This is a genomic window from Halarchaeum nitratireducens, from assembly GCF_014647155.1.
Taxonomy (GTDB): Archaea; Halobacteriota; Halobacteria; order Halobacteriales; family Halobacteriaceae; genus Halarchaeum; species Halarchaeum nitratireducens.
In genome coordinates, this window is record NZ_BMOQ01000010.1 from 1 (window position 1) to 25,492 (window position 25,492).

Annotated in this window: 22 protein-coding genes and 1 pseudogene; 12 read left to right on the plus strand and 11 right to left on the minus strand. The window is 57.5% G+C overall.

Features of this window, described 5'->3' with window-relative positions:
- Positions 1-203, plus strand: a pseudogene (locus IEX91_RS14905) (heavy metal translocating P-type ATPase); the annotation flags it as partial.
- A gap of 28 nt (positions 204-231) precedes the next feature.
- A complete protein-coding gene (locus IEX91_RS14910) occupies positions 232-885 on the plus strand; it encodes a hypothetical protein (protein WP_004594625.1) in 654 nt (217 codons plus the stop codon).
- Positions 886-918: 33 nt separating this feature from the next.
- Here the strand turns inward: IEX91_RS14910 and IEX91_RS14915 are convergent, their stop codons facing one another.
- Positions 919-2,151, minus strand: a complete 1,233-nt coding sequence (locus IEX91_RS14915; protein ID WP_049987695.1) for a tyrosine-type recombinase/integrase — start codon at positions 2,149-2,151, stop codon at positions 919-921.
- A 375-nt stretch (positions 2,152-2,526) separates the two neighbouring features.
- Between IEX91_RS14915 and IEX91_RS14920 the strand changes: the two genes are divergently transcribed.
- The gene (locus IEX91_RS14920; RefSeq protein WP_229772920.1) at positions 2,527-4,227 is read left to right on the plus strand and encodes a transposase; all 1,701 of its coding nucleotides are present in this window, start codon (positions 2,527-2,529) and stop codon (positions 4,225-4,227) included.
- Between the two features lie 405 nt (positions 4,228-4,632).
- On the opposite strand, the gene IEX91_RS14925 is transcribed toward IEX91_RS14920, so the two are convergent.
- The 7 genes from IEX91_RS14925 to IEX91_RS14955 all read right to left on the minus strand — a co-directional run bounded on the left by IEX91_RS14925 (position 4,633) and on the right by IEX91_RS14955 (position 11,513).
- Entirely contained in the window at positions 4,633-6,447 is a 1,815-nt protein-coding gene (locus tag IEX91_RS14925) for a transposase (protein ID WP_188880027.1), read from the minus strand.
- A gap of 320 nt (positions 6,448-6,767) precedes the next feature.
- On the minus strand, positions 6,768-7,124 hold the full coding sequence (locus tag IEX91_RS14930; RefSeq protein WP_188879985.1) for a hypothetical protein: 357 nt from the start codon (positions 7,122-7,124) through the stop codon (positions 6,768-6,770).
- Positions 7,125-7,698: 574 nt separating this feature from the next.
- The gene (locus tag IEX91_RS14935; protein ID WP_188879987.1) at positions 7,699-8,118 is read right to left on the minus strand and encodes a hypothetical protein; all 420 of its coding nucleotides are present in this window, start codon (positions 8,116-8,118) and stop codon (positions 7,699-7,701) included.
- Positions 8,111-9,049 (minus strand): ParA family protein, encoded by a 939-nt coding sequence (locus IEX91_RS14940; protein ID WP_188879988.1) that lies wholly within the window; start codon positions 9,047-9,049, stop codon positions 8,111-8,113. The genes IEX91_RS14935 and IEX91_RS14940 overlap by 8 nt, the downstream gene beginning before the upstream one ends.
- 288 nt (positions 9,050-9,337) lie before the next feature.
- Positions 9,338-10,141 carry a nucleotidyl transferase AbiEii/AbiGii toxin family protein gene (locus IEX91_RS14945; RefSeq protein WP_188879990.1) on the minus strand — a complete coding sequence of 268 codons (804 nt, stop codon included), beginning with the start codon at positions 10,139-10,141 and terminating at the stop codon, positions 9,338-9,340.
- A gap of 5 nt (positions 10,142-10,146) precedes the next feature.
- Positions 10,147-10,977 carry a type IV toxin-antitoxin system AbiEi family antitoxin domain-containing protein gene (locus IEX91_RS14950; protein ID WP_188879992.1) on the minus strand — a complete coding sequence of 277 codons (831 nt, stop codon included), beginning with the start codon at positions 10,975-10,977 and terminating at the stop codon, positions 10,147-10,149.
- A gap of 98 nt (positions 10,978-11,075) precedes the next feature.
- Positions 11,076-11,513 (minus strand): TRAM domain-containing protein, encoded by a 438-nt coding sequence (locus tag IEX91_RS14955; protein WP_188879993.1) that lies wholly within the window; start codon positions 11,511-11,513, stop codon positions 11,076-11,078.
- A gap of 233 nt (positions 11,514-11,746) precedes the next feature.
- Here IEX91_RS14955 and IEX91_RS14960 point away from each other — a divergent pair, with 233 nt between their 5' ends.
- The 5 genes from IEX91_RS14960 to IEX91_RS14980 all read left to right on the plus strand — a co-directional run bounded on the left by IEX91_RS14960 (position 11,747) and on the right by IEX91_RS14980 (position 16,575).
- Positions 11,747-12,775, plus strand: coding sequence for a Cdc6/Cdc18 family protein (locus IEX91_RS14960; RefSeq protein WP_188879994.1), 1,029 nt, complete (start codon positions 11,747-11,749; stop codon positions 12,773-12,775).
- Positions 12,776-12,884: 109 nt separating this feature from the next.
- Entirely contained in the window at positions 12,885-14,798 is a 1,914-nt protein-coding gene (locus IEX91_RS14965) for a DUF262 domain-containing protein (protein ID WP_188879996.1), read from the plus strand.
- Between the two features lie 354 nt (positions 14,799-15,152).
- Positions 15,153-16,103: a hypothetical protein gene (locus IEX91_RS14970; protein ID WP_188879998.1), complete on the plus strand. Its 951-nt coding sequence runs from the start codon at positions 15,153-15,155 to the stop codon at positions 16,101-16,103.
- 2 nt (positions 16,104-16,105) lie between these two features.
- Complete coding sequence (locus IEX91_RS14975; RefSeq protein ID WP_188879999.1) at positions 16,106-16,414, plus strand: hypothetical protein; 309 nt, start codon at positions 16,106-16,108, stop codon at positions 16,412-16,414.
- 5 nt (positions 16,415-16,419) lie between these two features.
- A complete protein-coding gene (locus IEX91_RS14980) occupies positions 16,420-16,575 on the plus strand; it encodes a hypothetical protein (RefSeq protein ID WP_188880001.1) in 156 nt (51 codons plus the stop codon).
- Position 16,576: 1 nt separating this feature from the next.
- On the opposite strand, the gene IEX91_RS14985 is transcribed toward IEX91_RS14980, so the two are convergent.
- Positions 16,577-17,344, minus strand: coding sequence for an Nmad3 family putative nucleotide modification protein (locus IEX91_RS14985; RefSeq protein WP_188880002.1), 768 nt, complete (start codon positions 17,342-17,344; stop codon positions 16,577-16,579).
- Positions 17,344-18,222 carry a hypothetical protein gene (locus tag IEX91_RS14990; RefSeq protein ID WP_188880003.1) on the minus strand — a complete coding sequence of 293 codons (879 nt, stop codon included), beginning with the start codon at positions 18,220-18,222 and terminating at the stop codon, positions 17,344-17,346. The genes IEX91_RS14985 and IEX91_RS14990 overlap by 1 nt, the downstream gene beginning before the upstream one ends.
- 423 nt (positions 18,223-18,645) lie before the next feature.
- On the opposite strand from IEX91_RS14990, the gene IEX91_RS14995 reads away from it, so the two are divergent.
- Both IEX91_RS14995 and IEX91_RS15000 read left to right on the plus strand, forming a co-directional pair.
- A complete protein-coding gene (locus tag IEX91_RS14995; protein ID WP_188880004.1) occupies positions 18,646-20,793 on the plus strand; it encodes a type B DNA-directed DNA polymerase in 2,148 nt (715 codons plus the stop codon).
- Positions 20,794-21,630: 837 nt separating this feature from the next.
- Positions 21,631-23,025 (plus strand): Cdc6/Cdc18 family protein, encoded by a 1,395-nt coding sequence (locus tag IEX91_RS15000; RefSeq protein ID WP_188880005.1) that lies wholly within the window; start codon positions 21,631-21,633, stop codon positions 23,023-23,025.
- Between the two features lie 135 nt (positions 23,026-23,160).
- Here the strand turns inward: IEX91_RS15000 and IEX91_RS15005 are convergent, their stop codons facing one another.
- Positions 23,161-23,484 carry a hypothetical protein gene (locus tag IEX91_RS15005; RefSeq protein ID WP_188880006.1) on the minus strand — a complete coding sequence of 108 codons (324 nt, stop codon included), beginning with the start codon at positions 23,482-23,484 and terminating at the stop codon, positions 23,161-23,163.
- 144 nt (positions 23,485-23,628) lie between these two features.
- Here IEX91_RS15005 and IEX91_RS15010 point away from each other — a divergent pair, with 144 nt between their 5' ends.
- Together IEX91_RS15010 and IEX91_RS15015 are read left to right on the plus strand one after the other, a co-directional pair.
- The gene (locus IEX91_RS15010; protein WP_188880007.1) at positions 23,629-24,555 is read left to right on the plus strand and encodes a MarR family transcriptional regulator; all 927 of its coding nucleotides are present in this window, start codon (positions 23,629-23,631) and stop codon (positions 24,553-24,555) included.
- Entirely contained in the window at positions 24,552-25,355 is an 804-nt protein-coding gene (locus IEX91_RS15015; protein WP_188880009.1) for a DUF6036 family nucleotidyltransferase, read from the plus strand. The genes IEX91_RS15010 and IEX91_RS15015 overlap by 4 nt, the downstream gene beginning before the upstream one ends.
- The last annotated feature ends 137 nt before the right edge of the window (positions 25,356-25,492 follow it).

Consider the following 25,492-nt stretch of genomic DNA (forward strand, 5'->3'; position numbering starts at 1 on the left):
TCGAACGCATCCCGTACGCGGTCAAACTCAGCAAGGCGACGCGCTGGAACGTCCTCGAGAACGTCGGGCTCGCGGTGCTGACCGTGACCGTCCTCCTCGCGGGCGTGCTCACCAGCTACGTCACCCTCGCGTCGGGAATGCTGGTCCACGAGGCCAGCGTCCTCCTCGTCATCCTCAACGGGATGCGACTGCTCCGCTACTGACCACGAGACACGATCACAACCACAACTCATGACATCGAATTCGACTGCGACTGACACGACCCAGACGAGAACCAATTGGCAGGTCGACTACGACGCCGACCCGATCGAAATCCGCGACCCCGTCGCGGAGGCCCTCGGCGTCCTCGAACCGGGCGAGCCGTTCGTCGTCACCTACCGGGACGCGGTGAAAGAAGCCGGACACTCCTGTCCGACAGCCTCGGGTGCCTATCGGATCGTCCAGCTCGGGCTCGACGCCCTGTATCCCGACGACTATCCAGTCCGGAGCGAAATCGAGGTCCAGACGGCCGGCCCGCAGGACGATGCCGCGTACGGCGTGATGAGCCGCATCATCTCGTACGTGACTGGCGCGACCGGCGATGACGGATTCAGCGGGCTCGCCGGCGGCTATGGCGGCCGCCGCGACCTCCTGCGCTTCGACGCGTTCGACCCGGACACGGCGGACCCGACGTTCCGGTTCCGGCGAACCGACACGGACGAGACCGTCGAAGTGACCTACCACGTCAGCGACGTTCCTGACGGTGGACCCGCAATCGGGAACCTCCAAGGGATTCTCGACGAATCGGCAACTGACCAGCAACGAGAGGCTTTCGCTGACGCCTGGCACCGCCGGGTACAGGTCGTCCTCAGCGACGACTCGCTGTTCACCGTCGACGCGGTGTGAACGCGACGGTCTACCCCTCTCACTCGAAATAAGTTACTGCGGTACACTATCGATCTCCTCAAGGGCCTCAGTAGCGACATCACCTAACTCACCAGCCTCGATATGCGAGTACCGCTCACGAACCATCTCCTCAGAATTATCGAGATATCGGGCCGCCACAGTATATCCGAATGCCCGGACCAGAACCTCGCCCATGCCACGACGGCCACCGTGCGGAGCAAGATAATCGTGTTTCGGATGGTCGATGTCGATCTCCGCGGCCTCCGAGAGTCGTTGGAGAATCGACCGTGCGCCGTCCGTCGTGATCGACGGCGGCCGAATGTCCACATCGAGCGCCAGCAGCAGGTCGCGAGCGTACTCCGCACGGCGTTCAATGATTGCTTCTGGGCGTTCCCCTCGTTCGGCGAGGTTTTCCCGGACGAGCCCTGCGAGCGTCCGTTGGTCGAACGTCGGAAACACCGGCCAGCGCTCCGTTGGTGGGTCCATCAACTGGCGATAGCTTCGCAACGGCGAGATCACCGGATCGGGAAGGCTCGCGGCATCCCATTGCTGTTTCTTCCGGTAGACGTCCATACTCCCGTCGTCGACGGAGAGGTCCTCCCAGCGGACGCCGCGCCGGCGCGGGTCGTTCGGATCGCGGAGGAGTTCGCCAACGCGGACGGCGGTGTACGCGAGGACAAACACCAGCGCCCGGTCACGAGCCGCCTTCAACGCCGCGTAGCGTGCTCGCTGCTTGTCGAGGGGATCAGTATCCTCCGGGAGTGTCGTGTACGCCTCGACGGCGTCGCGGGCCCGTTCGTCGACGTGACGGGTGAGGGCGTGGCGCTGTTCGGACGTCCAGGCCTGCTGGTCGCCGGGCTTGCGACCGTCGTCCTCCGGCAGCGGCGCCATCGCACTCGCTCGCTGCGCGTAGTGGGCCTCAAGATATCCCTCGTTGACGCACCAGCCACACCACGCAGAGATATAGCGGTAATAGGTTTGTACTGTGTTCTGCTTGAGTCCCCGATCTCCACCGAGATGTCGGGCGTACTCCCGGAACACGCGTTCGTCGAGATCGTCGAAGGTCGGCTCGCGGCCGACGTCGTCGGCGATCCCGGTCCAGTCGTCGGCGCCGCGGTCGCCGGCGGCCCACTCGGCGAACCGTTCGAGCTCGCGTGCAGCGTTACGTCGATAGTTCCCACCGCCGCCGCCGCGGCCTTTCCCCTTGTCTTGGAGGTAGCGCTCGAAGCTGTCGTCGAGCGGCGTCGAAAGCGCTCGGTCAGGCATTCACCGGCCCTCCACCGTCCTGCAGCCCCGGTCTCGGTGCCTCTACCCTGGGGGAAGCGTCGTCGTGAGGCGGTTGCAGCATTCGTGCTTCACCGACGGCGCCGGGGTACTTCAAAGTGGTCGTGATTACTATACTAATCACGTCCAGTTGTTGTTTTGGGCGTACTAGCCAAATCCAGCGGTCTCAGCCTACAATTCCGCCATTCGGAGATATATAAACTTCATATGGCTATACCAATTCGTGGGCCTGATGTTCACAGGTTCGGAGGATGGCAGAATACAAAGCACTAGCGGAGCGATACGACGGATTATCGTCACACTCAGTCGTGAGCGGCGTCGGCATCCGCTATGCCGACGCCACAAACGGAAGCCGCGGTGGATGGCCTCGTCGAACAGGCCGAAGAACTGTGCACGCTTCACGACCACATCACCCGAGTGATCGCCGCCCTCGACGTTTCGGAGGGTCCGTTTTCCGACCAGTACGGACGGGCCAGCACGACCGACTTCGCGTTCGAGTCGGTCGTGCGGATGTTCCTCTACCAGCACGCGCGCGGGTTCAACGACAGCGAACTCCACCGCCGGCTGAAAGGGACAGCCTACGTGTTCATCCGGTTCGAACTCGGACGAGCACCGACTCAGCAGGCAATCAACTATATGTGGCGGCGACGATTCTCACTGGCCGACCGACGAGCGATCAAGGCTACCGCCCGCGACATACGGGCGGTGGCCGCCGACCACGATATCGTCTCAGACGGAGAGCCACGTCTCGATCCCGGCGAAGTCAGTGACGCGGGCGTCACTGACGAGCACATCATGAAGGCAATCCGGACTGCTCGCGACCGCGGCCTCGGTGCCTTCGAGACCGACCGCGCAGCGAATGCGCGGTATCCCGATGAACTGTTCTTCGAACGCCAAGCGTATCTCAACCTTGCCGACGTGGGGACGACGACCCCACGTCGGCGCTTCGACCGGCTGAGCGACTGGAACAACACACCCCACGGCGATACACACCTCCGCACGATGAAACAGATCGCAGCACCGACTGAACAGATGTCGCTCACCGACTTTGCAGACGGTGAGCGACCTCGCGACTGGCAGCGGATCCGTGAGGCGATCCTTGAGCCGTTCCACGCGGGATTGGAGTGTTTACTCGAAGAGATCGACGCGAACGACGGGCTCCGCGAGCCCGTCATCGCGGCAGTCGACATCACTCACTGGGAGTTCTATCCCTCGCCCTACAAAGACGATGACGACGTCGAACCAGAGGATGACGTCGTCATCGTCAACGGCAAGGAGAAGGTTCCAAAGGACGAATTTCCCGGGATGGTGAGCGGTGACAAAGAGGGACGTAGCTACAAATTCGCAACACTGACGATCATCGGTCAGGACACACCGATCGTCCTCGGAATCGAACCCGTCCGGGAGGCGTCGACCTGGGAGGGCGACGCCTCCCAGATCGAGAGCCACACAAAAGCCGGCATCGTCCGGCGGTTACTGGCGCAGGCCCAACAGCACGTCGAGATCCACAAACTGTTCGCCGATCGTGAGTTCGACGCCATGGAAGTCCGGGACGTGATCGACCGGCACAACATTACCTACCTTATCCCGCGGCCAGTCTACGCCGCCGATCTCGATCAGATTGAGAAACTCGAGGAGCACCCGCTCGCCGACGTTGCCGTCGAGCGAGCGGTGCCTCTCTCTGTAGACGGTCGCTCACACGAACTCAGCTTCATGTACGTGCCATCGACGGAAGAAGACGGCAAATACGCCGTCTTCACGACGAATCGTGACGTCACGCCCGACCAAGTCATGGGACTCACCGCACAGTACAGCCACCGCTGGCAGATCGAAAGTGAGTACAAAACCATCAAACACCATTTCCTCCCGACCACAGCCTCCACTGATTACCGTGTCCGGCTGCTGTACTTCGTCCTTGGCGTCGTCATGTACAACGTCTGGCGCCTCACGAACCTCCTGCTTCGTGAGGCGGTCTCCGGTAGTCTTGGCGCGAAGCCACCGCTTCGCGCCGGCGAAGTCGTCGAACTCGTCGGCTTCTGCCTAGTCCCACCTGACTGACCGGCTCCACCCCTCTAGTGGGCGAGAACCGTCCCGGACCGCGGGACTCGGGAGTGACAACTCCCTCCCGAGTCCCGCTCTCTCACTGTAACTCTTCGGCTTCCAGGGTGTCCAACTGACTCACGCATCGATCCTGCCGAACTATCATTCATCTCAACCGCAACACATCCGTCTTCCCCTCCATCTCGCTTGTATTTTCGATATCCTCCGAACCTGTGGATGTTGCGAAGATGGCTCTATAATGCACAGGTATCACAGCTAAGAAGTCTGGAAGAAGTACCCGAGCAAGTCTTGGAACGCGCTTCCGGGAGAACTGTCTGATATCGTTCACAAATCCGGTGAGAAATCGGCGTCCGGGACAGCACTGCCGCTCACGACCGAGCAAGCCCAGCGGAAACGAGGGAGTTAGTCGGGCGGGTCGAGGCCGTAACTCTTCTTGGCAAACGTCAGGAACGAGTTCGCCGTGATCGCCGGTTCGTTCCCAACCTCCCCGTCCATCTCCAACTGCACGAGGATGTCCACAAGCCGCCAGCAGTTGTAGAGGACGCAGGCGAACGCGAAGTTGAAGTACCGGAACCGGTGGTCTGGCGACTGCGTCTCCGCGAGGAACGTCTTCAGCTTCTTGAACCCGTTCTCGATGCCCCAGCGCCGCTTGTACCGGACCATCAGCCGCCCAACCTGGTGCTTCATCTCCTGCTCATCCTCGGGATCAACGTCCACCCACGGGATGTTCGTCTCGAAGGGTACCGTCGGCGCTTCAACCCGTGCCGGCTCCTCGATTACCTCCTCTTCGGCAACCTCATCGAGAAGGTCCCTTAGTGGCGAGTCGCTGTCGCGGTCCTCCGAGAGCGGTGTCGTGTCGCCGACGTCCTCAAAGTCCTCGATGAGTTCCTGTCGAATTGTGACGTCCGTCCCGTCATCGTCTTCGTCCTCACGCCCCCACTCGCGTTTCGGGAGGTAGACCGCTTTCCGTGTCGGGCCATCGTCCAGACGCTCCTGCTCGACCACGTCAAAGTCTTTGTCCTCGCTGGCGAGCTTGGCGATCTGGTGCTCGTGGTCGCTACTGGACCGGACAACGCCGGGGTTCAGGTAGTGGACGTCGTGTTTCTCGCAGGCGTCCTTCACGCCGTCAAGCGCGAACTCGCGGTCCATCATCACCAAATCGAGTCCGGGGACAATGTCGGTCGCGCCGTCGAGGAGATCGTCCACGATGTCCGCTCGCTTCCGACCACGAACAACCGGGACGGCATCAAGGATCAGCGGGATGTCGTGGCCGACGAGTTTGATGACCGCCCACTGGAAGAACGGCCCGTTGTCTCCCTTGTACCCGAGAATCCACGGCTCCTGATTCTGTCCGCTGCTATCGCGTTCAACGTGGCCGCTCCACGGGTTGCCCTTCGTGAAGTCGATTGCCGCCATCTGCTTGCGCCCCATCTTGTCCTTCGACTTCGCCCGCGCAACGAGCGTCCGGCCAGTCTCCCGGAGCATTGTCCGAATGCGCTCAACGCCGAGCGTCTTCGTCTGTAACCGGTGCGAGTCGCCCGACGGCGTCTTCCGCCGGGTCGATTCCTCGGCGAAGTTTCCGGCACCGTCGTGCGGGTGCATATCCGACCGCATCCCGAGGTAGGCCTGCTGCTCCCAGAACGCACCCTCGGGAATGGAGGCGTTGTCGCCGCGGTTGAGGTGGAAGCAGTCCTCGACGATAGGCTTCGCTCCCTTCCAGACCTCACGGGCCTTTTCGCGGGCGAGCGTGTCCTTGCTCTTCGAGTTCGTCACCGTATCGGTCAGCTGATCAGGCAGAAACTCGGGTTCGGGCGCGGGGATGTCGTGGTAGCGGGCGATATCCACGACGACTTCGGCGGCGTCTCGTACCGCGTCCTGTACCTCGGAGAGACGGTATTCCCACGCTCGATAGAGGGTTGACTGGTCGGGAATGCCGTCGAAGCCCAGCTGCGTGCAGAGGAACGGCTTCTGCTTGAGGTAGCGCCAGAGTGTTTTCTCGTTCTTCCAGCCTTTCACGCACCGTAGGACGTGAGCGCGAAAGACGGCTCCCCAGGGCTTCGGGTGGCCCTGTTCGTGATCGTAGGAATCGTAGAAGCGGAGGTAGCAGGCTGGGATTTCGGCGACGAGGTCGTCCAGCGTCACCGAGCGGTCGTGTCGGACCTGTTGTTCACGCGGGTAGGTCTTGAGGACGCCATCGACCATCTCGTAGAACGTCATATCGAAAGAGGCAGCGCGGACGAGCGTGCAATCGTCAGAGCCGTAGAGACCGTCAACGGGGTAATCACTTGGTGTGGATTCGTAGCCAGCACTCTCGATATTCCTCGTTGGACCGAGCCACTTCCACCGGGAATTTTTGGGCGGACGCGCCGTCTGTGACACTACTGTCAATTCTGGCGTTTTGTCATAAAAGCATTCGCCTACTGGGGGTACGCTATTCGTTGGTCCGCTACGCCCCCTACCAGTAGTGAGAGCATCATACAACCATTCACATACCCCGTCTATCGATGCTGTTGCACCGATAAGTGCAGACCGTTGGGCTATCGGCCCAGTGCAGTGAAACATCCATAGAGTACGAATGCGGCCCCAATTACCAGTCCGCCCCCGAACCTCCCAATCGTAGGTGAGGCGGCGACAGCGATAGCGGCGACACAGATTCCGACGAGTATCCAAAACAGCCCGACCACCCGATCATCGAGATCCTTGAACCATGGTACGATACGAGGAGCGAGGGTTTGGGAAAGCCCAAAGATAGCGAGGGCAACACTCGCTATGACCCCGCCACTATTGATGGGGTCTGTCGTAAACACGAACACACCCAAGGCTACCAGTGCAACAAGAAGTGTGCTTATTCCGGCCCAAACACCACCGAACTCGTCCTCATCAATTTCGTGCATATTGTAGAGCGGATTACCGGAATAGTAGTTAGCGAGTACGACCCCGACAGTTCATATGGGTAACTAGCTAGATGGGAAATAAGTATCTTCTGCCAGACCGGGTAGAGTAGTCAGTGTTACATACGCACATCTACTGATCAGATGATTCAGCGCAATTTGATTGGAACAAACGAAGTCCGTTTGCTGCTCGTGGAAACAAATTCTCCCATTGTTCTGATAAAATCGGGGTATCCTCTCGTGAGCAGGGGGTACACGAGACCACTCAGTCCTGCGAGTGATCGCCGTCAGACCTGTGCATTATTCCCTATCTTCGCAACACGTCGTGGGCGTCCATTTTCGAGTTGTTTTACCGATCTATAACGTAGAAACCCGTTCTCTCTGGTCAGATACGCGAATATAGTTCGTCGGGCAGCGATGGACGCATCCAGAATTCATGCGTCCCGTGCCCTTGTGGAGGTGCATATATGAATAGAATACTCTTCATGCTATTTGACCTATTCCAGTAAACCTCCTTCCTGAAGAGATGGACATCCCCCCGTCGTTCTCCTTGTAAAGAAATAGAATGCTATTCAGGCTATTTTGAAATCGTATTCTTTCGTTCTTGCTCGAACCGTTCAGCCACCTCGTCAACCAAGTCTTCCTCTACAACCGTGCGCAGCAACGCATCAGTCATCTCACGGACAACGATATTCTGATAGCCGCGAGTACTGAGCTCGCGCTCTAATTCGTAGTTCAGCCAGGAATCGAAGTTCTCGATAGTCTCTTCGCGTGCGTAAAACGGCCGTTGATTGGCTGCCTCGTATGAAAAGGCAGTATCTGTCATCGGGTCCAGTTCCTCGACGTCCCCCTCATCCGGTTCGTCGACGTGTTCGGTTGTCGTGTCTGAGGCGGGTGGCTCGCGCGGTTCCTGTTCACTCTTCGTCTCGTCCTGATCGTCAGCATCGTCATCCAGCGTCTGACTAAGATCTGCGAACGGGTCACCGTCGTCAGCCATGCCGGATCACCTCACCGGCCTCGACGATGTGCGCGAGTTCGTCGAAATTCTTCAGTTGATCACAGTTGGCGTCGTAGTCCAATAGCGGTTTGCGTTCACCGTACGCTTTCGTGATACTCGTTCGGTCTCGGATACCTGGTGTCGGGCTAATGTCACCGGTGCCCACAGCCTCCCAATCCGTGATTCGAGCGAAGTTCGGAATACGGTCCTGCAAGCTGTTGTGGGAGTTCAGCCGTTCGAGGAGCTGGCGATCTTGCGTTTGCTGGTCGATACGCCCATCCAGCATATTCGGGACGAGTGCGAGGACGTCGACGTCCATGTGCTTTCGCAGCGGAGCAATCTGGCGCTCGATAGTGCGTTCCAGTCCGGACATCGCCTCGTTGCCGGGCGCTAGTGGAAGTACAAGATTAGACGTCGCGACGAGAGCGTTGTCGGTCAGTCGCGAGCGATATGCGGGCGAGTCCGTGACGATGAAGTCGTATTCGTCGCCCAGCAGCGGCTCAACGACTTCGCGCTTCAACAGAGCAGACGGCTGGAAGACGTCACCGACGACGATTTCTCGCTCGACTTGCTCGAGATCCTCGCTCGAGGGAAGGATATCGAATTCATATTCGGTATCGTAGACGACTGAGGTTGGATCTGCCTCATCGAAGAATACCTCACCGATACCTTCGTCTGTATTGTGGTAATGGTCATCGAACCCGAGACCGACTGAAGCGTGTCCATTCGGATCGAGGTCGATGAGGAGGACATCGTGGTCGTGGGTAGCAAGCTGACGCGCGAGATTCACTGCGATGGTTGACTTGCCAACGCCACCCTTCAGCATACAGACTGAGACAGCCCGAGAATTCCCCGCTGTATCCACGGATTCGTACGGGCTATTTGGGCTATTCGTGCTATCTATGCTATTCCTGCTATTCGTTCCCGCCATGCTATTCTGGAATAGTGCTCTACCCCCTCTTATAACTAAGGGCAGTGAATAGCCCGAATCGCCAAGATAGCCTGAATAGATTGAATAGATTGAATAATAAGAATAGCAAGAATAGCAAGAATAGCATAAATAGTATGAGTAGCAAAGGTAGCCCGAATTGTTAGAATAGCATAAGTAGTATCGATAGAAAATTTCTATGAATAGGATGCTATCTTGGAATAGTATCCGATTTCAGAATACCCCTAATAGTGCAGGGCTAGTACGTGCCGCAGGCGAGAGGATTCGTACCTACTCCGTCCCTTTGTCAATGACGGCCTCGTCCAGTCTCTTCCAAACAGTATCGAACAGCGGTGGATCACCGGTCAGGTCTGGAAGTGAGGTTTCCCACTGGCGCTGAATGTCCTCGCTCTGGTCACCCGGCAGACCTGTGGTGAGATCGACGTCAAGGTCGTCGTGGTCGCACTTTGCTTCGAAGGCAGGCAGGACAACGTCGAACTCAATCTCAACAGATTCGGTCTCTAAAAGCTGATAAAGATCGTAGTAGTCTCTGGCAGCACCCCGTTGGAAGATCGCCCGAAGTTTCTCCGCGAAGATCTCTTCGACACTATACGCCTGCAGTTCGAACTCCGGGATATCCTCGTAGGAGTGCGTATGGTGAACCGAGTCGAATGCGACGTACTCGTCGACCATCACGTCGAGACTGGTCGTATTCGGATGGTCAAGCACCGCCCGATACTGGATGCTCATGTCGACGTAGTGTGTCGGATAGTGTTGCTGGCGGGACTCGTGGTGCTCGCTGATGGTGAACTCAATCCCGGAGCGCTCGGTAACTGTGTCAAGGACATCACGGAGGTCGTCTTCTGATCCGTTGTACTGACCTTCGACGCCGAAATCGAGATCCTCTGAGAATCGCCACGACTGGGGGAAGTACAGTTTGCTCAGCGCCGTTCCACCTTTGAACATGAGGTTCTCGCCAAAGTCACTCGTGAAGATACCCCAGAGAATCCAGGAGTTGACGTAGTTCTTCTCAGCATAGCCCTGGCGGACACCTAGCTCACGGGCAAGGACACGGAGTCGGTTTTGACTGATCATTAGAATCAGGACTCCGTCGGACCGAGCGTGCCCGGGTCGACGTTAATTCGGAGGCGATACTCACTGTCGTATGATCCCTGCTCGCTCTGCGTTGGGTCAAGCAGCGAGTACCCGCTCGTGAACGACTCGACGAGCGTCTCACGCGTTGGGAGGTCGATATCCAGCTGGTCGGCCAAGTAGACGATTCGCTTGGTCGCCGCGCCGTTGTCAAGCCGCTGGAGGTACTCGCCGACCGTCGCCCACGAACAGTCTTGGTCGTCCGCCGCGACCATCGCCGTTGCGAGTTCGCGGATGCCACCGCAGTACTCGGGATGGTCGGCACAGTCGACAAGCGTCTTCTCCAGGTCGGCGACGTTCACGACAGTTCCCTCGATGGACGTCGGCTCGTAGCCGAAGAACTTCCGCTCGGTGACCGTCGCGACGCGATAGGGGACGCCGTGAATCTCGCGACTCTGGGCTCGCGTCGGGGTGACGACGTACACGGTTCGGGGAACCTGTTCGGTCAACCCGTGATGGCTGAGGGCGCTGTAGTAGCCGATGTACATCGGCTCAGCGACGTGCGAGGCGATGAGATACTCGTGGGTCGTGTACACGGCCTCCTCGCCAGCAGCGAGCGGGATGATGAGATATCGGCCGGGGAGCAGCCGATCCAGCCACCCTTTCTCGGTGAGGCGGGAGGCGATCTCGCGGGCGGTGTTCGGCGCGACCTCGAGGGTCGCCTCGACGTCGTCGATCGAGATGATTTGGTGGCCCTCAGCGGCGAGATGCGAGAGGAGTCGGCTCTCACGGGTCGAAAGGCCCTGCCGTATAGTTTGGGTCTCTTGTGTGGAACTCATACCTGCATTTCGTACATAGAATATGAAGCCCGGCAGGCATCAACGTTGCGCCTCCTCCTCCTCCTCCTTGCCGGACAGACACCGGATTGTGAGCCTAGTTAGAGTGATTGAGGGCCGGTATCGACAACGCTGGCAAATGCGACGTTCTCTTGGACCTGGTCGATTTCGACGGTCGGCTCGTCACCGGGCTGCGCACCTGGAATGATGACGACATAGCCGCGTTCAACCTTCGCGATTCCATCGCCCTGGTCGCCGACTGTCTCGATCGTCACGTCACGGAGTTCCCCTTCAGTGACCGGTGGGGTAGGTGGTCCCGATTTCCGTTCGGAAGGAGCGAGCTGCTCCTGTGCTGTGCGCTCGTCAGCTGTCTCCGTCGAGGAGTGTCGTTGCGTGAGTACGCCGATCCGGTATGTTTCACCAGCAGAGATAGTGCCGTGATCAACCTCGGCTTGCGGAACTTCGAGCGTATATGTCTCTCCTCGTTTTTCTACAGTTGCGCTAAACAAACTCTGGAGCGACTCCGGAACCTCAACCATACGCCGACCTACAGCCCCTAGTAGTTAATCGGTTATCTTCCGCGAAGATAGGTATCTATTCAGGAAGGCTCGTGTTTCCTAGAATTTCCGGAAAACTTTGAGGTGCAATTCCAGCAGAATCGCCTGCCAGCGATACAGTATCCGGGTAGAACTCAATTACAAGTGCTTCCTTTCCGGAAACGACCCGGTCACTCTTATATGACCTGCCGCAGAATCACTTTTGTACCGAATTCATGATACGCGATGCTCGCGTTCTCCGCGCCGGGTTCGTCCCTCGGGAAGTCGAGCATCGCGACGCCGAAGTCAACCATCTCTCCAGCGTTCTCGAACCCATTACGAATGGCGAACCTGCGGATACAGCTATCGTCACAGGGGCGAGCGGCACTGGGAAAACCTGTATTTCACAGTTCGTTACCGAGCGCCTCCGCGAAGAGGTTCTCGACGTTGAGGCCACCTACGTCAACTGCTGGCGTAACTACACCCGATTCCGAACGCTCTACCAGATCCTCGACGATTTCGGCGAAACCATCGATATCCACCGCCAGTCGACACCCCACGACGAACTCATCGACCGACTCCAACAGTACGACGGGCCACGGACAGTCATCATCCTTGACGAGGTCGACCAGCTCGAAGATCCGGGTATTATCTACGACCTGCATAGCCTGCCCCAGTTCGCGGTGATTTGTATCGCCAACAAAGAAGAGGACCTCTTCAGCCGCGTCGACGACCGCCTCGTGAGTCGGCTTCGGTCCAGCGAACACGTCCGCATGGACAAGTACCACGATGAGCAACTCCACGATATCCTCGATGCTCGTGTGAAAGGAGGGCTTGAACCGGACGTCGTCACGAATAACCAACTCGACCGCATTGCCGACGCCGCTGCTGGCGATGCCCGCCTCGCCATTGGCATTCTCCGGACCGCCGCGAGCAAAGCCGATCGTGAGAGCAGCGAGCGAATCACTGACGATATCCTCCTTGACTCGGCGGAAGATGCCCGCGCCCAGATCAAGCAGAAGAGCCTCGATTCACTCACGCCCCACCAGCGGATCGTCTACGACGTCGTCCGCGAACACAGCCCGCTCGGCCCGAGCGAGATTCACGAGCGCTACACCGACGAGGTCGACGACCCTCGGACGAAACGCACGGTCCGCACGTATCTCTCGAAAATGGCCCAGTACAACCTCCTCGAAGCAGAGGGGACAAGCCGGGATCGGGAATACTCGCTCGTCGATTCGGCGGCTGCCTCGCCGATTCAGTAACTCCGGAAAGTTCGGCTGGGTGCTCGAACTGCATCCCGAGCGGTATCACGTTCGGGGAATTCGGGATCCGACGACAGAGTATAAATACTCTTCTTGCGTTCTGGTGACTATGTCCAGACAGGTCTCCGATTATTTGTCTGAAATAAATGACCACATCTTCCTCCCTGGGCTCCAGCGAGAATTTGTCTGGAACCCGAGACAAATTGAGGAACTGTTCGATTCACTGATCCGAGACTATCCGATTGGCGCAGTAACTGAATGGAGAGTGCGAGCGGCCAATATCAACGACTACAACTCGTATAACTTCCTGCAGATGTACGTTGCCGATGACTACCGACCACCGGATTCAGTTCTAGCGGAATACGACCTCTACAATCAGGAGATTGAGGACGAAGAGCCGGAAATACTAATTATAGACGGCCAGCAGCGGTTGAATTCGCTCTATATCGGTGTCGAGGGTGAAATCGCAGTGTACAATGGGGGACGGGGACAGCCCAGCGATCAGCTCCAGTACTGGGAAGGCCGACGGCTGTGTGTTGACCTGTTCGGCCACCCGGAGTACGACCGCGACGACACGGCAGGCGACTACGGGTTCGAGTTCAGATCGACGGGGAAGTTTGGAGGAACCGACGACACTGGCTATTCCATGACTGGCGACACACGACACCTATGGATGCCGGTAGGGGAGTTATGGAACGGTGGCGGTGAAGCGGCCACCGGGAACTCAACGGTACTTGAGGGGAGAGCGCTTAGTGAGGTCGTCGATAGATACGTCGACACTGCTGAACTGAGGGCGGATAACGAAACCCGATATCAGCTGCGTAGTATTTCGATGGCCGTTGCGAGAGACATCACGAGCAACGTTCTTCAGGACGATCTCGAAACCGACAGTACGAGCAAGGACCGGTCCGAAATTCCCGAGATATTCACTAGGCTAAACATGGAGGGCTCCGACCCGAAGCCGTACCAGCTCCTCCTCTCAAAGCTAATGAGTTACTGGCCGTACGCGGAAGAAGAGAGCAAGCGGATCAACCCCCGGGAAGTGATTCAGGGTTGGATTGACGAATTTAAACAGAGGTTCCCTCAGTATGAGCAGGAGATCGACCGGAACCTGTTCCTCCGGTATACAGCGTACCTCGTCGGAACCGATCTCCTCCGTAGCAACCTCAGCAGTATCGACGAGGATAGAATGGACGAGATGCGCGAGCGTTGGTTGTTCGACGAGCCCGTCGTCGCCGGTCGGCGATTCGAGTGGTTTCGAACGTCGCTCGAGAAGGCATTCCAGACAGTAATTGAGAGCGGGATTCGGAGCTCGGTCATGAACACGATGCCAATCTTCGCATTACTTGGAGTGTTTTACTACCAGAATCCGGATGCCGAGGTCTCTGACGCGAACCGCGAGAGTGTTTTCCAGTTCATCGCAAGAGCGCTCCTGCTGAACAAGTACTACCAAGTTCTGACCTACGGCAAGTGTCGCAACTGGATGCGGTATCTCCGCAAATGGGAACCAGCACCTAACGAGCCCATTGTTTTCCCAGGAGAGGAACTATTTGAATCGGAGAACATCAGCCCGTCCGCCGAGGACATCCGCCGGGTCGTAGCCAACGCCCGTTACGAGAGTAGCCCTGGGAAGCCTGTATTCACCGACACAGATGTCACGGCAGTACTCGGGCTCATCGAGGAATCGTATACGCAGTCGATGTCTGATAGTATCGGCGACTACTCGGTTGACCACATCTACCCGAAAAGCAAGGAAGAAACAGTATCCGAAGCCGTAGGAGAAACCGTTGATCTTGACCGAATTGGGAACCTGCAGCTGTTGCCTCATGAGATGAACGAAGAAATCAAACGCGATCAGTGGCCACATGACTGGCTGGACGACCTCGGCGATGCCGAGGCCGAGCGGATTTGTCGGATAAACCAGTACCCCGATACCGAGCCTACGCCGGAGAACGCACAAGCGTTTATTCAGGCCCGCGAAGAGCAGATTACGGACTACCTGCTCGATAGATATGTCAAATGACTAGCTGCAGCGCGTCTGTCTGTTTCCAACAGAGACTCTCAGAAACAGTTACTGCTACAAGACCGCAAATTCAGCCGACGAGTCCAGAACGTCAACTCTGGAGTGGTAGATTCCAACTGGATCACGCGAACTGCTGAGACTCCGAGCAGGGGATTAACCAACAGATCATCAGATTAACCGCGGTTGTTGGTTAAGCTCAAAGATGGTCATCATCTCCGGAACCGTTCTCGGAAATGGCCTCTTCAAATACGAAGAGACGGCAACAGCGCTGCCACTCGCCCGGTTCTGGTCTGTTTCCTGAAACGCGGAAGCGACACGCCGCGGCTTATCGGGAGCCTGAGCATCTAGTTGAGTATGGCCGAGAGATCAACGTCGTCATCGAACCGGCTGGCAGTGAATCAGCCGACCCGGGGCGCAGAGCGCAATCAGACCCTCGCTGACCAAGCCGATCCAGCGGCCGAGGATCTCCTGCTCCCCTCGCTTGACGACGGCATCACGCTCCTGGACGTCGACGGCAGTCGAGGCGTCCCTGTTCTCCAGTCACTGGTTCTCGATCATCTACTCCTCCACGAGGGGCCCGCCTTCTGGATTGACGCAAACGGCCACGCGACGACGACCACCCTTGCCCAGATAGCCCCGAGTCAGCGGTTGCTCAACCGAATCCACGTCGCTCGCGGCTTCACCGCTTACCAGCACTACGGAGCGGTCTGCGATCTCACGGCGGCGGTGAATCAATCCATCCAGCAATCGACCACTGACATCGAGACTCCAGGCCGACAGCGACCGGGTCGCGACGACGATTCGTCCCCGTATACTCCCTCGCTCATCGTCGCGCCGGCCGTCGATGCGCAGTACCGTGCCGCCGACACGCTCAGAGAGGAGTACACGGAGACGTTGCAGGCGCGAACACTCGCACAACTGGCGACCTACGCCGAGGGCTACGACGTGCCGGTCCTCGTCACCCGGAGCACGGCCGACGAGTTCACGGCGCCGGTCGCGACGGCCGCCGATCACCACCTCAAATGCGAGCAAACCCGCATGGGGCCCCGGTTCGTCAGCGACGAGTTCGAGACACTCGTCTACCCCGTCGACGACGGTGCGTACTACCAGACCACATTCGCCTACTGGCGACAGCTGCTCGATGCTCGTGCCACGCAGGTCGGCTTCGAATCCGCGACACCCCCGTCATCGACGACGAGTACTGCAGACGTCGGGAGAGGAGTGATGGCTGACGGTGAGACGACGTCGCTCACCGCGAATCCCCTACTGGACGCGTGGACTGCCGCCGGGGCTGGAGGGCGATAACGATGGGGCGAACGAACCCGACATATCGGGATGCACTACGGGCCATCGAGGAGCGCTGGGCGGACTTCCGGCGGGCGCTCCGCCGGCGCGACCAACCCCGCTTCGACCAGTTGTTCGCGTACGCTCGCGAACACGCCGACGCCAGCGGGCTGTTGAACCACCAGAACCCGCTGCTTCCGGCCCTCTTCAGCATCGATCTCGAACAGGAGGCCAGGCTCGATGCGCACGAAGAGCGCCTCGCGGAGCTCGAACAACGACTCGCAGCAGTCGACGACAGCGAGTCCGGACAGCCTGACACCAAAGAGGGATAGCTACGGTGGCAGACTTCGATACCGTAGCCTTCGACATCGAGGTGACGGGGTTTGCAACCGACGACCAACTCACCGTCGTGGAGTTCGATGCAGAGGCGGGCACGCATATCTTTCTCAACACCGGTGGACGAGAGTGTGGGAGGAGCCGGTTGAAGGGATGATTTAGGTCCGTTCGATTTTTTCTATGAACGAATCTCCATCCATATCCAGAATCAGCGGGAACTTTCGGCCGATGCCTTTCTGGCCGCTCTCCACGTTGAACTCGTTTGCAAAGCTCTGGCTTACCTGATACCATGGAGCCCGGTCCAGCCGTTCGCTTATTTTAATCGGTGAATCAATCTTCGCGGTGGGTTTTCGCCCCTCAATAATTACGAGGTCGTCATGCTTCGGAGTTCCGGCAGCAGCAAGCCGCTTTGCGTGTGCGTTCTCAGGGAACTGTTCGATTGCATCGTGGTACTCGTCCCCCTCAAGCTGAGACAGGTCGTGGACCGCCTCAACCGTCATGTATCCGTAGAGGAATCGGTTCAGGTTCGAATCATCGGGACCGTCCTTCATTCCGGTATAGAAACCGAGTACATCCTCGCCTGTAGAATCCAGGTGCTTCACTAACGTCGTCCCTTTACCACCCTGACCGCGGCGATCACCGAACGTCATTGCCTCAAAGTTGGGATCGTGATGCACGGGATGTGATTTGATTTTCTCAGCGTCCCGAATCCAGTCGCTATCCTCTCCTCGGGGACTGATACCATCCACAAACTCAGATGCATACCCACCCCGGTGTTGCAACTCCCAGTTTCCGTGCGTGGATTCCTCATTAGTGGGGTATGACTCGGGGATTGGGATGTAGTCGAACTTTCCGCCCTCTGTCAACTCTAACGCTGGACAGAGATGCTCAGTATCGGCTCCAACGCCGACGAGAACCACCGTCATCAGAGGACGCTCCTGAGTTCAGACAAGATCGTTCCGTCCTGTGATTCACCGGAGTCGCGGTAGGATCGCTTTCGTTGTCCCCCTCCCCAAGCATCCGGCCCATTACCGACGGTCCAGTAGAACTGGGGCTCCGACCAACTCATCCAATAGTCAGACGTGGATGCAAATTTCAGAATGGACCTATCATTGTCCTCGTGATAAACGTGGTCGTACTCTGGATTAACTGTCGTGCTACAACCACAGGAGGAGGTTCCCGAGCTGGAGACGTGGTCGTGCTCTGGATACGGGGAATCAACGCCAACCACCTCCCCATCGTTAATTACCGCGTGACAATCGCCTTTCTTCCTCGCCCAAGCCGTGTCCTCGGACGATTCCTGAGTCGCTACGCGGTCTTTCCACGCCGCTTCGTCCTGTTCCAGCAGGAATCGGCCGTAGTCATCCATCCCTCTAAACGCGTGGGTGACCAGAGCGACGCTGGTCACCCATCGTCTCCGGTCAGCCGCCCAGTCCGGGGTATCCGAATTCATCTTCCCTGCACAGGTGAATAGGAAGAAAGGCTGTGTAGGCCGCAACACACCGGGCTCAACCTCCTCGAAGTAGTCGAAGAAGTGTTCCTGGCGCATCTTGTGCTTGCAGCAAGCAAGTGACCAGAGGCCGCCCCAGTAGCTTGGAGAGCTACCACCCTGAACTAGGCCAGAATCGTTGCGGTAGTCAATTGAATCCGCAGGGTAAATTCTACCGTTCACCGGAGAGGTATCAAAGTCGTCTCGTTCCTTTGCGAACTTTTCGACAAGTTGCTCTAACCGGGTCCTCAAATCCTCTATACTAGAAGACTGAGTCGCGTTACCTCGTTCAGGAACGGCTCGCTGCGGCGCCATACAGTCGCATCAGAGGATGCGGAAATAAGTCTAATGTTGACAACCCACGGCTGCTTTTCGTCGACACGAATGCGCTCGTGGCACGATTTGACACGTAGAGAGCGGAAATCCACCACTTTAGGGAAGAGGTCAATTTGGGTCTGATTGCAGTGTCACGCCTCGTATCCAGGTCATAACCAACGCCGGATCAAGACAGAGAGAAGCCTATATTAACCAACAGCCCGCAGCCATTCGTCCCCAACGTTGGTTAATCCGGAGATCGTCGCCGTAATAATTCGGAAAGTTGCTCTAAAGGGTGGAAGTCAGGGATTAGACGGCCACAGTCAATAATTACGCTAATCTCGGAAATCCGGAAGCGACACGCTGCGGCTTATCGGGACACCGGTCGTAGCCTGGTGTACCCCGGAGAACCCGAGATAAACAATGTCGTTCACTATTGACTTCCTTGATGATGGTCGCGTCCTCGAATGGGAGACAAGCGGCGACGGTGCCGTGGCGACCGAACGTGACGACTACACGCCCCATTTCTACGTTGCCTCGCGCACACCTGATACTGACATCGACCTCACGGCGCTTCGCACGCTGTACGAACGTCACCCCGACGTCATTTCGACCGAGGTCGTGTCTCGGCGGCCCGGCTTCCGTCGCGACGACGAGCGCGTCCTCGCCGTCGACGTCCACCACATCAACCAGATCACGTCGCTTGCTCGTCAGGCTCGCCAGCTGTCAACGTATCCGGTCGGAGATCTCGCCTGCTTCAACGTCGACTTCTCGCGTGAGTTTCGGTACTGTCTGGAGAATGGCCTTAATCCAACGCCGGCGACGGAGCTGTCACCACTTTGGCTCAGCGTCCCGGTGACCGAAACGAGTGGGGACACGTACACGGAACTGACCGTCGCCGGCGAGACAGTTACAGGGCCACCGGAAGACATTCTATCAGCTGTTCAAGCGGCGCTCGAGACACACGACCCGGATATCCTGATATGCTCGACGAGCGAGATCATCCCGACGCTATACGAAATGGCCACGGCTGCCGGCATCGACGAGTTCACGCTGAGTCGGTGGCCGGGCGTCGACTACCAACAGCTCGCGAGTCGGTCGACGTACGCGAGCTATGGCCGCGTCGGCCACTCGCCATCCCGGTACAACGTGCCCGGCCGGGCGATCATCGACGAGTCGAACACATTCTTCTACGGCGAGACGAACCTCGACGGTGTCCTCGATCTTGTCTCGCGGTCGAAAAAGCCAGTTCAGGAACTCGCCTGGGCGTCGATTGGGAACGTTCTCACCGCCATCCAGATCTGTGAAGCCCACAACCGCGGCGTCCTGGTTCCGTGGAACTCCTGGCGGCACGAGTTCTACAAGCCGATGGGGACGCTCCACGACGCCGACCGCGGCGGATTCATTTTCGCGCCTGATGTCGGCCTCCACGAGGACGTCCACGAACTCGACTTCTCCAGTCTCTACCCGAACATCATCTGCACGCGGAACGTCTCGCCCGATGTCATCCGGTGTGACTGCCACAGCGACCGCGACGATGTGCCCGGCCTCGGCTACGCGATCTGTGACGACCGCGGCTACCTCGTCGACGTCCTCCAGCCAATCATCGATGCGCGCAACGAGATCAAGACCGCAATCCGTCGCGAAGAACAGCGGGAGAACCCCGACCAAGACTGTCTCGACGAACTCGAGGGGCGGTCGGCCGCGCTAAAGTGGATTCTCGTCGCGTGCTTTGGGTATCAGGGATTCAGTAACGCGAAATTCGGCCGAATCGAGTGCCACGAAGCAATTAACGCGTTCGCTCGGGAGATCCTGCTCACCGCGAAACAGCGGTTGGAAGCGGGCGGATGGCGCGTCGTTCACGGGATCGTCGACTCGATCTGGGTGACGCCCGACCCGGACGTCAGCGACGACGAACGAGGATCACTGGAGACGTTGGCCGCCGAGATTACGGACACCGTCGATATCCGTCTCGAATATGAAGCCGAGTACGAGTGGGTAGCGTTCGTGCCACAGCGCGAGAGCGACGCCGGCGCGCTGACGAAATATTTCGGGAAGGTTGCGGGCAAGGACGAGTTCAAGATACGCGGCATCGAAGCCCGGCAACGATCGACGCCCGGATTCATCGAAGACGTCCAGCGCGACTGTCTCGAGATTCTCGGTCAAACGCAATCTCCGGATGTGGTAATTAATCGCTTGGAACGGGCGATTTCGGAGCTTCACGCTGGCGATGTCGATTCCGACCGACTCGTCGAACGGAACCGTGTTTCCAAGCCTGTCGAGGCGTACACGCAGTACACCCAGAACGTGGCGGCACTCGAGCGTGCTCGGGACCAGAACCTCGCTGTCCATCCCGGTCAAGATGTCGAGTACGTGGTCGTCGACGACGAGAAGGCATCACGAGAACGTGTCGCCCTTGCTCACGAAGAGACGGACCAGTATGATCCATCGTACTATGAGACGCAGCTGGTCCGAGCTGTCGAGAGTATTATCTCACCCTTGGGATGGGATCGGTCGGATATCCGACGAAGGTTAGCAAAGACACGAACGACTAAGATCACCTCGTTCTGACCCTGCGGTTGCAACAAGATACAGCTGGAACCACACACCCCCCTCGTTCGGAATGAGATTATACCCTCCATACCACCTGATTAGAAGCTGAGTTTCCACCCGATGAGAAGGTTGCAGTAATGGATTCGTTGGGTATACGCCCTCGACGTATGGTCTACTGCTTCGATTCAAAGGATAGAATAGCTGTACTTCCAGTGTTAGGCGTATTCACGAATACTTCTAACTAGTGCCGTATTCTACTTAATGAGCTTTTAGCGTAACTAGGTAATAAAGCTAGGGTAGTAACTAGACAAGTGATTCTTCGAAGTCTACGCTATCTTGCGGTTTGGAGAGAATGGCTCGTCCTAGTTAAGAACTGCCTAGTTGGTTGTTGGAAGATCGCGCCCATACGGTCAGTCTTACGGGATCTCATTCCGAATCAGGGGGGTGTGTCCCTCCAACTCCAATCTCCATCCATCCTGTTTAAGCTGGCATCAATATCGTCCATTAGTTCGGGGAACAGCTCACTCCGAATCAGGGGGGTCTCTTTAGCATTCCCGATTCTTGGCTGATGGACCAACTCGTACTACCTCATTCCGAACGAGGGGGGTTGATCTGAACCCCGCTGATCATTTGAGCTGCTGGCAATCCTCTCGTTCTAGGAAATAGCTCACTCCGAATCAGGAGGGTGAGGTCATCAGAAGGCGCAGATTTGAACAACAGCTCACTCTGAATCGGGTATCCTTGGGTATGGCGGTGTCACCTATCGATTTTCCGCTGTTTAGCACCGATATCCAACGAATCTCACTCCGAACCAGGGGGGTAACGACTAAGTAGGTTCCTTCCCAGGATGAATCTATGACAGACAACGAGGAACCAGATGGTGGAGGTGACTCGTCTATCACGGACCAGCAGCTGAATGATTTCGATACAAACAGGGAGGGCAGTTCTGCTTCTGAAATCTCGTCGACCTCGGAGGAAATCCAACGACAAGACTCGAACGATCCGGCAAATGACCCGTTGTTCGTTCGGGAAGGCGATGAAGACGGGTCTTCAACTCATATCTGGGCAGATCGAGATTTACTCTCAATTGGAACAGTTCCTGGCCCTGATCGCATCGTCGGTCGTGACACGGAAATACAATCGGTTGCTGGAGAAATCCGACACCTCATTCACGAATCACAACCAAACCACGTCGTCATTTATGGGGAAACCGGAACTGGAAAATCACTTGTCAGCCGTCACGTGTCCGACCGTCTCGTTGATACTGCCACGGCACGTAACGTTCCCGCTGCTAGCGTCTACGTTGAGTGCAAGAAGAATAATACCGAAACACGAGTGGCCCGAACAATCGCTCGTGCGTTAAGCGACAAATCTGATTCTGATATAGATATCCCTCGTATCGGTTTAGGTTCCGCCGAGTACTACGATTACGCCTACGACATCATCGACGAGTACTACGATGGGCTCATTGTCATCCTTGACGAAATCGACATGGTTGATAACGCTGAGGGGCTCCTCCATGAACTCTCGCGGGCTCGAGAAGCTGGTCACACCGACGCCTATATCGGAATCATTGCTATCAGCAACGACATCGATTTCGGACAAAAACTCAACGCACGCGTTCAGAGTTCGATGCGGACAACGGACTTCGTCTTTGAACCATACCAAAGCGATCAGATTGAACAGATCCTGGAGTATCGACGAGACGCGTTCCATGATGGTGTCGTTCAAGACGGCGTCATAACCGAGACTGCCGACCGGTCGGCGGATGAACACGGTGATGCGAGAAAGGCAGTCGACGTCCTACGGATTGCTGGTGATATCGCTGACGACACCGATGCAGAGGTCGTTAGTCCAGAACATGTCGACAAAGCAGTCAAGCGTGCAGAGGTTAATCGAGTCAAGGAGACGATCGAGAGCACCTCACCCCAGTCTAAGCTCGTTCTCTACACTCTCGGTCGCTTGACTGGCTCGAATAATCGCCGCTTCCGCACCTCTGGTATCTACAGTCAATACGAGACGACCTGTGGCGACGTCGGTGCTGATCCTCTCTCATATGATCGAGTGAGCCAAATTCTCAGCACGCTCGCGCTAATGGGGATTTCTGAGTCACATCAGGTCGGTGGCGGACACAAACAGGGTGTCTACCTGGAGCACCAGCTTATCAAGGACAAAGATGTAGTGATGAAGGCCGTTGTAGAGAGTGATGAACGGCTTTCAGAACTTCACAACGGTACCTACGAGATTTGATTAAGCATCATGAGGGTTCGTTCTACCTAGAACCCTTCTGCTGAAGCTCATTCCGAATCAGGGGTGTCAAATCTTCTGAGAAGTGAACAAGCTCACTTCGAATCAGGGGGGTTGTTCTCGAGAAAACCAGATCAGCTAATCGTCCGGACTGACCGGTCCTTTATACTTTGAGCGCACCTTCTCGCCTTCCCGCCACTGCCAGTAGTAGTAGCGGTTGTCGTTAATCTCCTTGATTGTGATTGTAGCCTTCGAGGGGACGTCGTCCGGGAGATCCTCAGGTCGCTCTTCGATCTCGTCTTCGTCATCCTCCTCGGCGAGGCGGGCTTCACGCTCGCGATATTCGGCGAGTTCCTCGGCGTAGCGGGCAACGTGGCGGAGCAGTTCCGGAGAATACTCGTTGAGCGTGTCGACGACGTCGGTGGGCAGTTCCGATGGCGGCGTCGGTGGCTCGTAGGACATGGGTCAGTTCTTGTTAACCAACACAGACGCCAGGCGCATAGATTTGTTGGTTAAACCGGTGCTCGCTCTCCTTCCCGCCGATTCGCCGAGACTGTAACACTACTCGAAACTCGTTTATATGTGGGTTTCGTACTATGTTACAACGTGCTCGGGAGCATCGAACTCGAGGTCCTCGCCACCGTCGAACGCGGCGACACGATCTCCGACATCGCGGCCAAGCTGAACCACAGCAAGAGCTACGTCTCCCGTGCAGTCACGGACCTCTCCGAGAAAGGCCTCATCTACACGGAGCGCGATGGTCGCCGGAAGCGAGTAATCCCCTCTGATGCCCGGGCGGTCGAAGTATACCAGGACCTCGTCCGTCAGCATTCCCACATCGACTTCCCCGAGCTGTTGACCGGGAAGAGCCTCGAGGTCCTCTATTACTTCGACGGACCGAGTACCGTCGCCGAAGTAGCTGCCGCGAGCGATAACTACCGCAATACCGTCAACCGCATCATCAAACGACTCCGCGACCGCGGACTCGTCGGACCGGACGACGGGCAGTACCGCTTCAACGACGAGTTCGACCAACTTCACGAGTTCGCACAGGAACTCGCGCACCACCTCCATCGCCAGCGGCTCGAATCGGTCGCACCGAGCGGGACGATTCTCTGGGAAGACCACGACGAATTTCTCGCGCAGACGGAGATAGAAATCGACGCGGAGGACTTTCACGAGACTGGGCTGGCCCGGTTCGCGGCGTACGACCTCCAGTTCCTGCTGACCAGCCACCGCTACTACGTCTATTCAGAGAACCTGGAATCAATCTCGCCGGCGGACCTCTGCTGCCATACGCTATTGATCGACGAGGACAGCCGCCACCGGTCGTACTGTCTACTCTTGCTCAGCCACGTTGACGTCGACGAGGCTACGCTCCGAGAGCGAGCGGACAAATACGGACTGGAGGACACAATCGACGCGCTCCTTCGGTATCTCGACACCAATGGTGACGCCCAAAACGTGCGACTCCCGGAGTGGGCCGAGTTCCAGGAGCTAGCGGCTGACTACGAGGTGACCCTGACACAATGAGACCGACGTTTGGACGAGAGTACATCGAGGATGAGTTCCGGCGGATCGCCGATGGTCTGGGTGACCCGCTCACCGTCTATCTGATCGGTGGCGGCGCGATGTCGCTCCGTGACCTGAAGGGCGCGACGAAGGATATCGACCTTGTCGTCACCGATGGTGACGCGTATGGCCAGCTCTGGGCCGTCCTGATGGACCTCGAGTATTCGGTGGTCCAATCGTTGGATCCCGACTACCGGGCCCTCGGAGCGACGAGTTGCGTCGAGAATGACGACGGCTGTCGCCTCGATATCTTCAACCAGCAGGTCGCGAACAAACTCGTCCTGACCAACGGGATGCGCGAGCGCAGCGAGCCGTTCTTGGCGACGGGCGCGTTGGCCGTCCGCTTGGTCAGCAACGAGGATATCTTCCTGTTCAAGATGATCGCCGGACGTGACGATGATATCGCGGATATGAATATGCTCGTGCAGGCTGGACTCGACTACGACGTTGTCCGGGCCGAACTCGAAGCACAGATCGACCGGCTCGGCGACGACCAGTTCGCCACCTTCGCGAACGAAGCCTTAGTCGACCTCGACGAGCGGTACGGGGTGACCACGCCGATTGAAGACCGCGTCCAAGAGCTGACCAACCGATACTACCGCGGGCTCGAAGTCCTCCAGGCGCTCGATGACCCGAAAACGCTCGACGAACTGGCGGCCGCCCTTGACCTCGATTCTGCTGAGGTCGCGGAGCGAGTCACGTATCTCGAGGAGTTCGACCGGGTATCCCGAGATAGCGAGACGATCCGTCCGTCGGAGTAGAGCTTAGATCGCCGGTATTCACTCAGGAGTGAGTGTGTCACAGAATCGTCCGCAAGGAATTGTTTTTCACTCTGTCTTTCAACGAATCAGCTGTTAGATAGAGCGTGCGAATTGAACACACGGCGTATTGAATGCGT